Origin of the sequence: Paracoccus sp. (in: a-proteobacteria) (assembly GCF_047605025.1) — a bacterium.
Classification (GTDB): domain Bacteria; phylum Pseudomonadota; class Alphaproteobacteria; order Rhodobacterales; family Rhodobacteraceae; genus Paracoccus.
The window spans coordinates 42,100-57,192 of sequence record NZ_JASGGO010000001.1 but is presented as its reverse complement, the minus strand read 5'-3'; the positions used below and the strand labels follow the sequence as shown (position 1 = coordinate 57,192).

Here is a 15,093-nt window from a genome sequence, read left to right as displayed (position 1 = left end):
CCCCCCATGCCTTCGCTGCTGAACCGAACGGTTCAACCAAACGCGGCGGCCTTCAAGGTGTCCTCAACCTCTAGCCCTGCCGTCGGGGCGCGGAGGTGACCCTGAATGACCGTCTCGCCCTTCTGATTGGTGATCTGGACCGAGAAAACACTGGTCCGGCTATCGGACGCCTCGGGGTCCAGGAAACCTGTCGCGGTGATGGTGTCGCCGACAAATACTGGTTTGACAAAGCGTATTTCCAGTTCCGCCGCGCGGCGCCCCACATCGTTCAAAGCTGGCCAGGCCACTTGCCAGATCAGGTTCAGTGACAACATCCCGTGGGCGATACAACGTCCCATCGGAGTTCCTGCCGCAAAATCGGGATCCACATGGATCGGATTGAAATCGTCGGTGATCTCGGCATAGGCCCAGACCGTTCCGGCATCGATGTGGCGGGTGATTTCCGAAAGATGCATGGCCCCTCTCATTGCGCCCAGAGGACAGTCATCTTGCCGGTCCAGTAGACCTCGCCCGAATCCGAGCTTGAGGTCAGGCCCAGTTCCAGCCAGCGGCGGCCGTTCCTGAGCGTCTTAGACAGGCAACGGAATTCGGTGGTGACCTGCTCACCCCGGCGGGGAAAGCCACGGAAGCTGAATATCTGCCCCCCATGAATGTTTCCCGGTGGCTTGCGGTTCAGAATCGCCGCATAGGCTTGCATCATCACTGGCGAGGCCATTCCCGGAGGCATCACTTCGGCGTTCCCCTCGTCGGGAAACAGAGCTTCCCAGCGTTCAAACATCTGTTCGTCCAGGCAGACGCGATGACGACCCAGCACATGACCTTCCTCGAACCAGTCGAACAGCATCGGACTCATGCGACCAGTTCTCCCTGTGGAAGGATCGCGCCGTCTTCGCTGGACGCAAAGACGATCCGCACGAGACTGCCGACCCGCGTGGCGCAGGCGGTATCGCCGAAGATGTTGACCATGATGCGAAACCCTTCATCAAGTTGAACCAGAGCGATCACATAGGGAGCCTTGGCGCGAAACAGGGCGTTGGGCGCGCGATGGACGACCGTGAAGCTTTCAACCCGGCCCGACCGGCGCGACTCGCGCCATTCCGGCTGGTCGGAACCGCAAGCAGCGCAAAGGTTGCGCGGTGGAAACTGCACGAAAGCGCAGTTCTCGCAGTGCTGATAGACAAGCTTTCCGTCACGCGCGGCGGCCCAGTAGGGCGCCGTTTCGGCCGTAGCATGGACAAAATCCCCGGACATGGCTTACCTCCGGCCCAGAACAAGAGAACTGTGCAGCGACAGGATTCCTCCGTCGCCATGGACATAGGCCAGTTCCGCGCCCTCGACCTGGCGCCCGGCGGCGGTTCTTCGCAACTGACGCACGGCCTCGACGATATGGAACATTCCACCCGCCGCACCGGAATGGGCGAAGGACAGCAGCCCGCCATGGGTATTGCAGGGCACCCGGCCAGTGACCGAAAGCGCCCCTTCCGCCGCCGCCGGCCCGGCCTCGCCCTTCTCGAAGAAGCCGATGGATTCCAGTTCGGCCAGCAGCGTGATGGTGAACGAATCGTAGATCTCGGTCACGTCTATATCGGCCGGCGTCACCCCGGCCATGGTGAATGCCTGATGCGCCGCATCGGTGCAGCCGAAATGCGTCAGCGAGGGCGCGGCGAAGATATGCTCATGCGTGCCCCGCATGCCATAGCCCAGCACATCGGTGGCGGGCGCGGCCAGATCCGGCACCGTATCCGCCGCGCTGATGATCAGCGCCGCCGCCCCGTCCGAGATCAGGCAGCAATCCAGCAGCTTCAGCGGCGTGGCGATGACCTTGGAGTTCATCACGTCATCGACGGTGATCGGCGCCTTCATCTGCGCATCGGGATGCTGCGCGGCATTGGCGCGCATCGCGACGGCGATGGCCGCCAGATCCTCTTCCCGCACGCCGAATTCGGTCATGTAGGCGCGGGCGACCAGCGCATAGGCCGCCGGAATGCTGATGCCATAGGGCTGTTCGAACTGCGGATGGCCGACCTCGGCCAGCTTCGACACCGCCGCGTCGCGCGACATGCCGCTAAGCCGGTTGTCGCCGGTGACGGCCAGCACATGGCGCGCCGCGCCCGCCTTGATCAGCGCGGCCGCATGCATGACCATGGCGCAGGCCGTCGCCCCGCCCGACTGCATCGCCGTGGAATAGCCGGGCCGCAGCCCGACGAATTCGCAGAAGGCAGAGGAAAGCATGATATGCGGCTCGACGATCGAATAGGCGCACAGAACCGCATCGATATCGCCAAGACGAAGCCCGGAATCGGCCAGGGCAAGCCGCACCGCCTCGGCCTGAAGCCCCATGGAGCTGGAGCCGTCCAGCCGGCCAACGGCCGTCTGTCCGACGCCACTGATCACGACACTCGGGCCGGATGATGTTCTGGTTGACATTGCCAGCCTTCAGTATTCTACAACAAGAATAAGCATTCTCTATTGATAGACCGCCGATGACGGGGCGTCAATAAACGAGAATGGATAATCTGCATAAGAAATAATCGGACCGCGTGAAGCAACCGCGCAGGCAGCCGTCCGTCCGGGGAAACGTCATGAAACGCCTGCCTTCACCGCGCTTTCTGGATCCGAGAACACCGCCGCACATGGCGACGCTGATCCTGATGGCGGGAATCGGCGCGCTGACCCAATCCGTCTTCGTGCCCTCGATGAGCGGCATGGCGACCTGGTTCGGCGTGGACTACAAGGTGATGCAGATCGCGATTTCCGGCTATCTGGCGACCACGGCCGTGGCGCAACTGGTCATCGGCCCGCTGTCGGATCGGTTCGGGCGAAGGCCCGTGGTCATCTTCGGGCTGGTCCTTTTCCTGATCGGCACGCTCGGCGCGATCCTCGCGCCCAATGCCACGGTCTTCCTGCTTTTCCGCATGCTGCAATCGGGCGTCGCGGCGGCCCTGGTGCTAAGCCGCGCCATCGTGCGCGACATGGTGCCGGAACGCGAGGCCGCCGCGATGATCGGCTATGTCACCATGTGCATGGCGGCGATCCCGATGGCCGGGCCGATGATCGGGGGCGCGCTGGACACGGTATTCGGCTGGCGGGCCTCGTTCGTGCTGCTGTTCGTTTCGGGGATGGCGCTTCTGGTGCTCTGCATCCTTGATCAGGGGGAAACCGCGCCGCTCAAGGGCGGCGGCCTGCGGCAGCAGATGCGCAGCTATCCGCTGCTTCTGGGATCGGGCAGGTTCTGGGGCTATGCGCTGGTGGCGGCCTTCGGCTCGGCGGGGTTTCCGATCCTGACCGCCGGCGCCTCTTTCATCGCCCATAGCATCTTCGGCCTTTCCAGCTTCCAGGCGGGAATCGGGCTGGGTGTCCCTGCCTTGGGCTACGCGGCGGGAAACTTTCTGTCGGGACGGATGACCATGCGCTTTGGCATCGACCGGATGATCATCACCGGGCTGATCGTCGCCATGGGATCGGTGACCTTCGCGCTGGCCTTCGCGCTGGCGGGCGACCGGCATCCGCTGATCTTTTACGGCGCGCTCGTCATCCAGGGGCTGGGCATCGGCATGCTGCTGCCCAGCGCCACGGCGGGGCTGCTTTCGGTGCGCCCCGAACTGGCCGGCACGGCCAGCGGACTGGGCGCGGCGCTGATGATGGCCTGCGGCGCCGTGGCCGCCGCGCTCTCGGGCTTCTTTCTTGATGCAGAGCGGGGGGCGGCGCCGCTGCTGCTGATGGTCCTGGTCGTCAACGCATTCGCCTGGGCCGGTCTATCCATCGCCACGCGGGACCGGCGAAGGTTCGGCCTTTAGGCGCCGCGTCAGCCCGTGGCCCCGAGGTCCCGGCCGGCCAGGAAATCCGCCAGCCGCTGCGTCATCCCCTTGCCCGTCGCGATCTTTCCCGCCGAGGTGAAAAGCCCATGGGCATGGCCGGGAAGGTGATGATGCTCCACCCGCAGCCCCGCCAGCCCGGCGGCATGGGCATAGGCGATTCCCTCGTCCGAAAGCGGATCGAGCCCGCAACTCACGATGAAAAGCGGGCTTGCCGTCGGCATGGGGCCCAGCAGCGGCGAAACGCGGGGATCGCTCTGGTCCGTCCCCGGGGGCAGGTAATGCCCGGCGAACCACTCCATCCCCGCGCGGGTCAGCGGAAAGCCGGCGGCGATACGTCGGTAGGATGCCGTTCGCGCGCGAAGATCCGTCACGGGATAAAGCAGGGCCAGCGCGCTGAAATCGAACCCCGCCGGGCGCAGCGCGGGATCGGCGGCCAGAACCGCCACCAGATTGCCGCCGGCGCTATCGCCCACGCCCCGGATCGCATCGGCCCGGATCTTCAACCGGGCGGCATTCGCCACCAGCCAGCCAAGCGCTTCGGCGCAATCCTGCAAGGGCACGGGGAAGGGAAATTCCGGCGCCAGGCGGTAATCCACCGCAAAGACCGCCAGGCCGCTTTTCGCGGCGATGAAGCGGCAGATCCGGTCATGCGTCTCCAGATCGCCGATGACCCAGCCGCCGCCATGGACGAAGAACACCGCCGCCAGCGGCTCATCCCCGGTTGCGGGCCGGTATTCGCGCAAGGTGATCGTGCTCCCCGCCACCGGCACGGGATGGTCCCGCACCAGCGCGACCTCTTCGGGCGGCAGGCCGTTCGCGGCGCAGCCCGCGCGGTAATTCGCGCGGGATTGTTCCAGCGGCACGTCCTGGAAAGAAATCTCGCCCGCTGCGCGGAAGGCTGCGATCAGCGGGCGCAGATCCCCGGCCACCTCTTCCAGCGGCACGCGGCTATTGCTGTCGGTCATCGCGGCCTCCGTTCAGGCGATTTCGTAATCGGCCGGGTTCCACACCGCGAGGCTGCGATAGGCATCGACCGTGCCCGACCAGTTGTTGATCACCTTGCCGGCCGCATTCTTATACCAGCTTGAGCAGTTGGTCGAGAAAGAGGACCCCGCCATTTCCTCTTGCAAGGCGCGGTTGAAGGCGGCGAACACCTCGGGGCGCACGGCGGCGGCGCCATCGGTGGGCAGCGCCTTCTGCGCGGCCTTCACATAATCCTGCTGGATTTCCAGCATGGTGATGATCGAATTGTGGTTCAGGTTGGTGTTCGGCCCATAGATCATGAACATGTTCGGAAAGCCCGGCACGGTCAGGCCGATATAGGCTGCGGCGCCCTCGGCCCAGGCGTCGGACAGGCTGCGCCCGCCCTCGCCGATCACCTGAAGATCGCCGTGGAACGCCTGCGAGGCGAACCCCGTGCCCCAGATGATCACGTCGAAAGGCAGGTCGCGCCCGTCGGCGGTGGTGATGCCGGTCTCGGTGATCTCGCGGATACCGGCGGTTTCCAGCGTCACGTTCCCCCGCATCAGCGCGGGGAAGTAATCATCCGAGCGCAGGATGCGCTTGCAGCCGAATTCGTAATCCGGCGTCAGCTTCGCGCGCAGCTCCGGGTCCGGCACCTGCGCGGCCAGATGCTCCAGCGCGATGCGCATGCCCTCTTCCTTCTCCGCAGTGCCCTGCCGGGTGCGGGCATAGCCCGATTCGCGGAAGGCGTGCAGTTCCTGCCGCGTCCCCTCGAACAGCGCGGGATCGCCCAGGCGGCGGGCCACCAGTTCAGGGTCGAACACGATCTGGTTGCGCGGCATGATCCAGTTGGCCGAACGCTGGAACACCGTCAGATGCCCCACCTGCGGCGCGATTTCGGGCACATATTGCACCGCCGAGGCCGCATTGCCGATAGAGGCAACGCGCTTGCCCGTCAGGTCCAGATCGTGGCGCCATTCGGCGGAATGGAAGCTTTGCCCCCGGAACCTCTCGCGGCCGGGGAAATCGGGCATCAGCGGCTGGTTCAACTGGCCCCAGGCCGGCACGAAGAAGCGCGCGCTGTAACGCTGGCCGGTGCCGGTCGTGAAATGCCACAGCCGCTCTTGCGGCCGCCATTCGGCGCGCAGGATCCGGGTGCCGAAGCGGATATGGCCGTAAAGCCCGAACGCCTCGGCCAGGCGCTTCTGATAGGCCAGCAACTCGTCTCGGGCGGCATACATCCGGCTGACGCCCAGATGCGGATAGAAGGAATAGCAGTAAAGCAGAGCCTCGGTATCGCAGGCGGCGCCCGGATAGCTGTTGTCGCGCCAGACCCCGCCGACCTCGCCCGTCTGTTCGAGGATCAGGAAATCCCGGTCATTGTCGCGGGCAAGCTGGGCGCCCATCCCAAGGCCCCCGAAACCGGCGCCCAGGATCAGCGTGTTGGTGTGGATGATGTCAGTCATATCGCGCCTCCCCGCGCATATATTGGGCGGCCTCACCAGGCTTGGCGGTAAAGCGCCAGCGCATCGGCCTCGGTCACGTCGACCGGGTTGTTGACCAGCAGGCGCTGCTGAAGCATGGCGTCGCTGGCCAGTTGCGGCAGGCTGGCTTCGTCCACGCCCACGTCGCGCAGGCGGCGCGGCGCGCCGGAGCGGTCCATCAGATCCGTCACATGCGCCACGAAGGCGGCGGTGCGCGCACGCGCATCGCCCTGCCCACCCGGCAGCAGCACCTCGGCCAGTTCGGCGTAAAGGGTCGCGGCGGCGGGAGCGTTGAATTCCAGCACCGGCCCCAGCATCAGCGCGTTCGACAGCCCGTGCGGGATGTGGAACCGCCCGCCCAGCGGATAGGCCAGCGCATGCACCGCCGCGACCGGCGCATTGGCGAATGCCTGCCCGGCAAGGTTCGCGCCCAAGAGCATCGCCTCGCGCGCAGCGCGGTCCGCGCCGTTTTCGCAGGCGGCGACCAGATTGTCGGCCAGCAGCTTCAGCCCGGCGCGCGCCAGCGAATCCGAGACCGGGTTCTTCTTGTGGCGCGAGGTGTAGGATTCGATCGCATGGACCATGGCGTCGATACCCGTCGCCGCCGTGTGCAGCGCGGGCAGACCCACCGTCAGTTCGGCATCCAGGATCACCTGATCGGCATAAAGCTGGTCGGAGACCACGCCCAGCTTGGTCGTGCCCCCCACCGTCAGGATCGAGATATTGGTGCTTTCCGATCCGGTCCCCGCCGTGGTCGGGAGCTGGACCAGCGGCAGGCGCGTGCCCTGCACCTTGCCGATGCCGTAAAGCTCGGACAGATCCTGATCCGAAACCGCCAGCACCGCCGCCAGCTTCGCCACGTCCAGCGACGAACCGCCGCCAAGCCCCAGAACGGCGCCGCAGCCCGCCGCGCGGGCCTGCGCCGCGCAATCCAGCAGGATAGCGTCCGACGGATCGGCCTCGACCGCGTCGAACACCGTCAGCCGGAACCCGGCCCCCCGCAGCGAGGCCAGCGCCGGCTCGATCACCCCGGCGGCCACCAGCCCCCGGTCGGTGACGACCAGCAGGTCGCGGGCGGCAAGGCTTGCCCCCAGAAGCTCGCCCAGGCGGCGCGCGGCGCCCCATTCGACCAGCATCGCGGGCACGGCCCGAAAGGAAAACGACATCATCTCTGTTCCTGTCCCAGGATCGCAGGTCGGCCTAGCCGACGGTTTCGCCCGCCACGGCGGGATGCAGGTCGAAGGCCACGCCCGCATGATCGGCGCCCTCGCGCCATTTCCGCAGGATCTCGAAATACTCGACCGGCCCACCGCCGAATGTGGTGTTCTGAAGCGGCCGCGCCGCCAGATTGCCCTCATAGTTGTAGCGGCCGGGCGTGCAGGCTTCCAGAAATGCCGTGCGGTCGATCCGCCGGGCCAGAATCGTGTCCACCCATGCCTTTTCGCCCGCATCCGTCACCTCGACCGTGCGCGCGCCGCGTGCCTCGGCCAGGCCGATCACATGGGCGATATGAGCGACATATTCCTGCGTCATATGCACGACATTGGCCGTCACCACCGCCTGCCCGTTCACGCCGGGGATCAGGAACAGGTTGGGGAAGCGCGCGATGGCCATGCCGAACTGGGTGGTCAGCCCCGCCTTCCACTTCTCGCGCAGGTCCAGCCCGCCCCGGCCGAACACCTCGAAGCCCAGCCGCAGCCGGCCCGCCGTCTCGGTCTCGAACCCGGTGCCAAAGATCAGGCAGTCCAGTTCGTGAAGCTGCCCGCCGGCCACGACGCCGGTTTCGGTCATCCGCTCGACCCCGCCGCCGCCGGTATCGACCAGCGTCACATTGGGCGAATTGAAGGCCGCCAGATATTCGTCATGGAAACCCGGACGTTTGCACAGGTAATTGTAATAGGGCTTCAGGCGCTCGGCGGTGCCCGGATCGGTGACGGTGGCGTCGATCCGCGCGCGGATCCGCTCCATCATCATGAAATCCACCCGCTCTTTTTCGGCGGCCAGTTCCTCGCCCGTCAGGCCCCGATAGGTCGGGCTGGCGTAAAGCGTGCCGTAAAGGTCGGTCCAGCCGTCCTGGATCAGGTCTTCCTCGACCGGCTGGCCGAAGTTGATGCGGGTGAAGTTCTCTTGCCGCCGCTTCTGCCAGCCCTTGGGCCAGGCGCGGATTTCGGCGGCGTCCAGCGGGCGGTTGTCGCGCACGGCCACGGTCGAGGGCGTGCGCTGGAACACCAGCAGTTCCCCGGAGGAAGCGGCCAGCGGCGCCACGCATTGCAGCCCCGTGGCGCCAGTGCCGACAAAGCCCACCCGCTTGTCCGCCAGCCCCGGCATCCTCGGGTCGGTCGGGCCGCCGCCGGTGTAATCGTAATCCCAGCGGCTGGTGTGGAACGCCTTGCCCTTGAAATCGTCGATGCCCGGAATGTCGGGCAGCTTCACCTTGCTGAGCGGACCGTTGCAGATCAGCAGGTATTTCGTCACGATGTCATCGCCCCGGTCGGTCAGGACGTGCCATTTCTCCAGCGCATCGTCCCAGCGCAATTCCGTCACCGTGGTATGAAACAGCGCGTCGTCATAAAGCCGGTAATGTTCGGCGATGCGCCTGGCATGGGCGCCGATTTCCGGCGCGGTGGCGTAGCGCAGGGTGGGAACGTAGTCGAGTTCCTCCAGAAGCGGCATGTAGATCAGCGATTCCACGTCGCATTTCGCTTCCGGGTAGCGGTTCCAATACCAGACCCCGCCCACGTCACCCGCGCTGTCCACCAGCCGGATTCGACCCAGCCCCGCCTCGCGCAGCCGCGCCCCGGCCAGAAGCCCGGCAAAGCCCGCGCCGATGCACAGGACATCCACTTCGTCGTTCAGCGGCGCGCGCGGCTTGGCCTGCGTATAGGGGTCGTCCAGATAGCCCGCCAGATCGCCCGTCAATTCCAGCGCGCCGCGCCCCGAAAACACCTGCCGGCGGTCGCGCTCCTCGCGGTAGCGGGCCTGCATGCGTTCGATCGCGCTCTGGTCTGGGGTCTCTTGTGTCATGCCTGTCGCTTTCTCATCTTGGGGTCGCTGCCTGGGCGGCGATCCGCCCAGAGGCCTGTTCAGGCCGTCGCCAGGGTTTTCAGGTCAAAGCCGCTATCGGCGGCCTGCTCCTTCGCCACCGGGCGGCCAAGGCCCAGAAGCTTGCGCGCCAGCATGTGGTCGCCCGCCTGGTTCACGGTTTCGACCGCTACCAGCCGGTCCCCGTCATAGACAAAGGCCGAAAGTTTGCCCCCCGCCCCATCGCCGCGCAGCACCGCCGTCAGCGGCGCCTGCCCGGCGGCGGGCGGCAGCGCCAGCCCGGCGATCTGAAGCCGCGCGCTGCCCTGCACCGACCAGAACCACGGCAGCGCCGCATAGGGGCTTTCGTCGCCGGTCAGCCGCCCGGCCAGGCAGCGCGCCTGATCGGCGGCGTTCTGCACCGATTCCAGCCGGACCGTCGCCGCGCCGCCGCCCGCAGGGGGGAACCGCGCGCAATCGCCGATGGCGGAAATGGCCGGGTCCGACGTGCGCAGGAAGCTGTCCACCAGCACGCCATCGGCCACATTCAGCCCCGCCGCGCGCGCCAGATCGTCATTGGCGGCGACACCCGCCGCCAGCAGCACCGCATCAGCCTCGATCTGCCCGCCCGAGGCCAGATGCAGGCGCACGGCCTCGCCCTCCGTCTCGATCCGGGCCACGCTGTCGGACAGGTGCAGCCGCACGCCGTTGGCACGGTGGAAACCCTCGAACCAGGCCGAGGTCTCGGGCGAAACCGCGCGCTGCATCACCCGCGGCGCCAAGTCGACCACTTCGACCATGCGGCCCAGATCGGCGAAAAAGCCCGCCGCCTCCAGCCCCACAAAGCCCGCGCCGATGACGGCCAGCCGGTTCAACCGGGGCAGCATCGCCGCCATGCGCGCGGCATCCTGCAAGGTGCGCAGTTCCAGCAGATGCGGCGTGTCCAGCCCTGGGATCGGCGGACGGATGTTGCGTGCGCCGGTGGCGATCACCAGATGATCATAGGAAAGCTGCTCTCCACCATCCAGCTCCACCTTGCGATCCTCGCGGCGGATCGCCGAGACGCGGACCCCGGTGCGCAGCCCGACATTGTTGTCGCGATAGAACTGCTCGGAGCGCAGGGCCTGCGGCGCATCGGGGCGCTTCATGTAGTCCTTGGATAGAGGCGGGCGTTGATAGGGTTGCGCGGGATCCTCGCCCAGAATGTCGATCTGTCCCGCATAACCACGCTGTCGAAGCGCGGCGCAAAGCTCCACGCCGGCGTGACCGCTTCCGATCACTACCACCCGGTCCTGTTCGTTCAGCTTTTCAGACATATACCCTTGGCCCCTCCTGTTGCCCGAGGTTGGTCAGGGCGGTTCCGTCTTCTCCTCCGAAGACGCAGCCCTGTTATTCTTTACAGCGATTGAACAATCTCTATCTAGAATGGCGTCCCTGTCAACCCGCATCGCGTTGACATGCCGAGTCTTCATGATCACTCATTCGCGGGGATGCCAGCGGGTTCAAGCTCCGAATGGCAAGGTGCCATGCCAGAGGGCCGTATTTTGCCGCCTCTGGACCGGCCTCGTCTAGAATGCCCAGCGCAGCGTGATCGGGGCCCAGGGATCGGGGTCCAGGGGTCAAGGCATTGCCGAAGACCCGGCCCCCGACTTCCTTCATCGCCTGCATCAGGGCACCTCCTCTTGCCTCGGCTTGCGCATCGACATTGCGACACTCATGGATTGTCGGATAAAGCGGTCCGGGCCAAGAATCATTCGCCAGATGGTATATATATTTCACGGGAAGAATTCATGATGCGCGGGGAGCGAGAGCCAGGACAGAGAGAGGACTATCTCTGGCTGACCAGCCACACGACACGCTGGAACGACAACGACAGCTACGGGCACATGAACAATGCCGTCCACTATCAACTGTTCGACACGACGGTGAACGCCTGGCTGCACCGGGCGGGATTGCGGAGCGCGGCGGATTTCTCGGTTAATCTGGTGGTGGAAAGCGGCTGCCGCTACCATTCGGAATTGCGGTTCCCGTCCGAGATCGTCGCCGGCCTGCGGATCGGCAGGCTTGGATCCTCGTCGGTGCGTTATGAGATTGGCCTGTTCGATGCGGCCGCAGAGGTGGCGGCCGCCGAGGGTTTCCTGGTTCATGTCCGCGTCGATCACCTCTCGCGCCGGCCGCAGCCTTTGGACGATGCCGTTCGCGACACCATGCGGCGCCTGATCAAACAGGCATAGGCGACGCTTTTTCAGTCATCCTGAAACACCTCTTCGCGACGCCTGCGCAGCGCGGGCGCGGCGATCATCGCCAGCATGGCAACGGAAGCGATCAGGAACACCAGGCTTACCGGGTGCCTGACAAAGGTGGTCGGATCGCCGTTCGCAAGCTGCATGGCGCGGCGGAAATTCTCCTCCATCATCGGGCCCAGCAGCATGCCCAGGACCAGGGGCGCCGGCTCGCAGCCGAATTGCAGCAGGGCATAGCCGAAAAGTCCCAGAACCATGGTCAGCACGACATCGAAGGCGCTGCTGTTGATCGAATAGACCCCGATGCAGCACATCAGCACGATTGCCGGGAACAGCAGCCGATAGGGCGTCCGCAGCAGCCGGACCCAGAGGCCGATCAGCGGCAGATTGATGACCACCAGCATCACGTTGCCCACGAACATGCTCATGATCAGGCCCCAGATCAGCGCCGGCTGTTCGGACATGATGTTGGGGCCGGGCGCGATGCCCTGGATCATCAGCGCCCCGATCAGGATGGCCATGATGGCATTCGACGGCAGCCCAAGGGCCAGCATCGGGATGAAGGAGGTCTGCGCGCCGGCATTGTTGGCCGTCTCGGGGCCCGCCACCCCCTCGACCGCGCCGCGCCCGAAGCGGGACGGATCGCGGGCAAGCCGCCGCTCCACCGCATAGGAGGTAAAGGAGCTAAGCATCGCGCCGCCCCCCGGCAGAATGCCCAGGACCGACCCGATCAGCGATCCGCGCAGCATGGCCGGCGCGGCCTGGCGCAGTTCCCGCCGGCTGGGCATCATCGGGCCGATAGGCGCCACGGCTGCCGGTCCCGCGTCTTGGCCCGCACCGGACCCGGCGGCAAGGTTGCGCAGGATCTCGGGCAGGCCGAACAGGCCCACGGCGACGGCGGTGAATTCCAGCCCCTCGTAAAGCTGGTCGAAGCCGAAGGTGAAGCGCAGCCGGCCAGAGGCGACATCGGTTCCGATCAGCCCCAGCAGCACGCCCAGAAGGATCATCCCCACCGATTTCAGCATGGTGCTGCGCCCAAGCAGGGTCGAGCCGATCAGGCCGAAGCAGATGATCGCGAAATAATCGGCGGGACGAAGCGACACGGCGAATCGCGACAGCGGTTCGGCCAGCGTCATGATGACCAGAAGCGATACCACCCCGCCCACCAGCGATCCGATGGCCGCCAGGGCCAGCGCGGGCCCAGCCCGGCCCTGCTTCGCCATCTGGTGCCCGTCGATGCAGGTCACGGCCGATGAAGTCTCGCCCGGCATGTTCACCAGGATCGCCGTCGTCGAACCCCCGTATTGCGCCCCGTAATAGATGCCGGCCAGCAGGATGATCGCCCCTTCCGGCGTGGCATGGAAGGTGACGGGCAGCAGCATGGCCATCGTCGCCAGCGGGCCGATGCCGGGCAGGACGCCGATCAGCGTGCCCAGCAGCACGCCCGTCAGCGCCATCAGCAGGTTTCCCGGCAGCAGCGCGACCGAAAGGCCGATCCAGGCATTGGCGAACAGACTGTCCATCAGAACCACTCCGGCCAGATGCGCATCGGCAGGCCCAGCGCGACATGAAAGACCAGCACGCTTGCCGTGATCACGACAAGCACCAGAAGCGCCACCTCGACCGGCCGGAACCGCCCCTGGCCAAGGCCCGCCAGAACCAGAACCGCGGCGCCCGCCAGAACCAGCCCCTGCCCCAGCGACATGAGCAGCGCGAAGGCGCCAAGCCCGGCCATGACCGCGGCCAGTCCCCGCGCGCCCCAGGGCGGCAGCGCCTGACGGCCGGCGCGCAGCGCAAGCATGATCTGGCACAGGCCCAGCACCAGCAACAGGCCCGCGACCACCGCCGGGAAAAGGCCCGGACCGATGCGCGCGGCGGTGCCGAACGCCAGCGTCCGCCCCGCCCACAGAAACACCAGCGCGATTGCGCAAAGCAGAAGCCCCGTCCAAAGGTCGGGCGCATTCCCCCTGCGCCGATGCATTTGTCCAGACATGGCCAGCCGCCTCAGAACTGGATGTCTAGCGCGGTGACGACCGGGCGCTCGCGCTCGGTTTCCTCGGCGATCCGGCCGGATATCTCCGTGGGAGAGGCGGCCGCGAAGCCGCCGGCAAGCAGCCGCACCCTGGCCGCCAGATCGGGGTTTTCGGCAAAGATCGCCGCGATCTCGGCATTGATCTTTTCGACGATGCCGGGCGGGGTGCCGGGCGGGGCATAAAGACCCATCCAGTTGTTCAGCCCCTTGAAGCCCTCGATCCCCACGGTACCCAGCCCCTCCCATCCGGGTGCCAGCGGCGAGGCATCCGAGACAGCCAGGCCAAGCTTGACAAGCTGCCCGGCGGCGATCTGGTTTTCAACCGGAACGGCGCTGATCGTGGCCATGACCTCGCCGGAAACCGCCGCCTGGATGGCCGCGACGGAACCGTTGTAGGAGACGAGGTTGAAGTCGATCCCCGCATAGCGCATCAGCCCGGCGGCCGAGATATGGTCGGTCGAGCCCACGCCGCCCATCGACACCGTGACCTCGCCCGGATGCGCGCGGGCATAGGCGATGAATTCCGCCAGCGTGGCGAAGGGCGCCTTCGGGTTCGCCGCGATCTTCGAGACGCCCTCCCAAAGGATGGCCACCGGCGCATAGCTTTCGCCCGGCGCCGCATCGAAGCCCGGATCCGCGATCGACCGGATCACCGTCAGGCCGTTGTGAAGCGCGCTGAACGTATAGCCGTCCGGCGCCGCCTGCCGCAGCGTCTGGAACCCAAGCATGCCCGAGCCGCCGGCCTTGTTCATGACCACGACGGGAACGCCGGTCCTGGCCTGAAGCGCATCGGCGATCAGCCGTATCGACGCATCGCCGCCGCCGCCGGGCGGGAAGGGATAGATCAGCGTGATCGGCTTGGCCGGATAATCCTCGGCCTGCGCGGGGCCTGCTGTCGCGGCCAGCCCGCACAGGGCCAGGACAACGGCCGCAAGCCGCGCCGCGCGCGCGCCCGTTCTGCCCAGGTGCAACATCGTGAAACCTCCCTTGTTGCTGCGCGATAAGTTCGGACGGCGCGACCTCCTTCACGCGACCGAATCAATCGTTATCATTCTATATAGAGAAAATTTGGACCGCCCGCGATTGAAATCACAGCCCCCGCGCCCGTCCCGTGACCGGCCATAATGGCTTTATATTCATATTTTCATGCGTATTAACCTGCGACGATACCCGTCGAAGCCATCAAAATCACGAATGCGTGCGATTTTGGCGTATTTTTCATTTTAGAAAATGATCATTCGTTGTAAAGAATTCCTGTCGCTACCTACGGGAGGAGGGGTGCGCGGAGGGGATAGCGGGCACGAGGAGGAAAGGCCCGCTTGGTAGCTGGAAAACATGCGGGCCGACCCGGCGCTGCCTTGGCGCGCCAAGACCGTGCGCGCGGGAAAAGCACGGGCCGATACGGCTTGTCTTGGGCCATGCTGCCATCGGAGCCAGACAGCGGATCCGATCCCCGAAACCAGTCGTGATGCGGCCCGTCATTGCACGGATCGCGGGCGATTGCGCGTGTCACGCACCTCTGCGGGGCGAGA

General features: G+C 66.0%; 14 protein-coding genes. 2 read left to right on the top strand and 12 right to left on the bottom strand.

The features are described from left to right. Nucleotides 1-32: 32 nt before the first annotated feature. From QM682_RS00265 to QM682_RS00250, 4 genes are read right to left on the bottom strand one after another with little or no spacing between them, the layout of a single operon-like run. Nucleotides 33-455, bottom strand: coding sequence for a MaoC family dehydratase (locus tag QM682_RS00265; RefSeq protein WP_415125897.1), 423 nt, complete (start codon nucleotides 453-455; stop codon nucleotides 33-35). Between the two features lie 8 nt (nucleotides 456-463). Beyond that, nucleotides 464-844 (bottom strand): hypothetical protein, encoded by a 381-nt coding sequence (locus QM682_RS00260; RefSeq protein ID WP_415125895.1) that lies wholly within the window; start codon nucleotides 842-844, stop codon nucleotides 464-466. Between the two features lie 5 nt (nucleotides 845-849). Next, nucleotides 850-1,251: a Zn-ribbon domain-containing OB-fold protein gene (locus QM682_RS00255; RefSeq protein ID WP_415125893.1), complete on the bottom strand. Its 402-nt coding sequence runs from the start codon at nucleotides 1,249-1,251 to the stop codon at nucleotides 850-852. Between the two features lie 3 nt (nucleotides 1,252-1,254). Further along, nucleotides 1,255-2,427, bottom strand: a complete 1,173-nt coding sequence (locus QM682_RS00250; protein ID WP_415125891.1) for a thiolase family protein — start codon at nucleotides 2,425-2,427, stop codon at nucleotides 1,255-1,257. Between the two features lie 206 nt (nucleotides 2,428-2,633). Between QM682_RS00250 and QM682_RS00245 the strand changes: the two genes are divergently transcribed. Continuing rightward, the gene (locus tag QM682_RS00245; protein ID WP_415125889.1) at nucleotides 2,634-3,797 is read left to right on the top strand and encodes a multidrug effflux MFS transporter; all 1,164 of its coding nucleotides are present in this window, start codon (nucleotides 2,634-2,636) and stop codon (nucleotides 3,795-3,797) included. 8 nt (nucleotides 3,798-3,805) lie between these two features. On the opposite strand, the gene QM682_RS00240 is transcribed toward QM682_RS00245, so the two are convergent. From QM682_RS00240 to QM682_RS00220, 5 genes are read right to left on the bottom strand one after another with little or no spacing between them, the layout of a single operon-like run. Beyond that, nucleotides 3,806-4,783 (bottom strand): alpha/beta hydrolase, encoded by a 978-nt coding sequence (locus QM682_RS00240; protein WP_415125887.1) that lies wholly within the window; start codon nucleotides 4,781-4,783, stop codon nucleotides 3,806-3,808. Nucleotides 4,784-4,795: 12 nt separating this feature from the next. Further along, nucleotides 4,796-6,247: a flavin-containing monooxygenase gene (locus QM682_RS00235; RefSeq protein WP_415125885.1), complete on the bottom strand. Its 1,452-nt coding sequence runs from the start codon at nucleotides 6,245-6,247 to the stop codon at nucleotides 4,796-4,798. Between the two features lie 32 nt (nucleotides 6,248-6,279). After that, nucleotides 6,280-7,431 (bottom strand): iron-containing alcohol dehydrogenase, encoded by a 1,152-nt coding sequence (locus QM682_RS00230; protein ID WP_415125883.1) that lies wholly within the window; start codon nucleotides 7,429-7,431, stop codon nucleotides 6,280-6,282. Between the two features lie 34 nt (nucleotides 7,432-7,465). Beyond that, nucleotides 7,466-9,289, bottom strand: coding sequence for a flavin-containing monooxygenase (locus QM682_RS00225; RefSeq protein ID WP_415125881.1), 1,824 nt, complete (start codon nucleotides 9,287-9,289; stop codon nucleotides 7,466-7,468). Nucleotides 9,290-9,348: 59 nt separating this feature from the next. Further along, nucleotides 9,349-10,602 carry an NAD(P)/FAD-dependent oxidoreductase gene (locus tag QM682_RS00220; protein WP_415125879.1) on the bottom strand — a complete coding sequence of 418 codons (1,254 nt, stop codon included), beginning with the start codon at nucleotides 10,600-10,602 and terminating at the stop codon, nucleotides 9,349-9,351. Between the two features lie 474 nt (nucleotides 10,603-11,076). Between QM682_RS00220 and QM682_RS00215 the strand changes: the two genes are divergently transcribed. Further along, the gene (locus tag QM682_RS00215) at nucleotides 11,077-11,520 is read left to right on the top strand and encodes an acyl-CoA thioesterase (protein ID WP_415125877.1); all 444 of its coding nucleotides are present in this window, start codon (nucleotides 11,077-11,079) and stop codon (nucleotides 11,518-11,520) included. Nucleotides 11,521-11,531: 11 nt separating this feature from the next. On the opposite strand, the gene QM682_RS00210 is transcribed toward QM682_RS00215, so the two are convergent. The 3 genes from QM682_RS00210 to QM682_RS00200 are packed head-to-tail and all read right to left on the bottom strand — an operon-like array spanning nucleotide 11,532 to nucleotide 14,535. Then, nucleotides 11,532-13,052: a tripartite tricarboxylate transporter permease gene (locus QM682_RS00210; protein WP_415125875.1), complete on the bottom strand. Its 1,521-nt coding sequence runs from the start codon at nucleotides 13,050-13,052 to the stop codon at nucleotides 11,532-11,534. Further along, complete coding sequence (locus tag QM682_RS00205) at nucleotides 13,052-13,522, bottom strand: tripartite tricarboxylate transporter TctB family protein (protein WP_415125873.1); 471 nt, start codon at nucleotides 13,520-13,522, stop codon at nucleotides 13,052-13,054. Before QM682_RS00205 ends, QM682_RS00210 begins: the two co-directional genes overlap by 1 nt. An 11-nt stretch (nucleotides 13,523-13,533) precedes the next feature. Next, nucleotides 13,534-14,535, bottom strand: coding sequence for a Bug family tripartite tricarboxylate transporter substrate binding protein (locus QM682_RS00200; RefSeq protein ID WP_415125871.1), 1,002 nt, complete (start codon nucleotides 14,533-14,535; stop codon nucleotides 13,534-13,536). Between the last annotated feature and the right edge of the window lie 558 nt (nucleotides 14,536-15,093).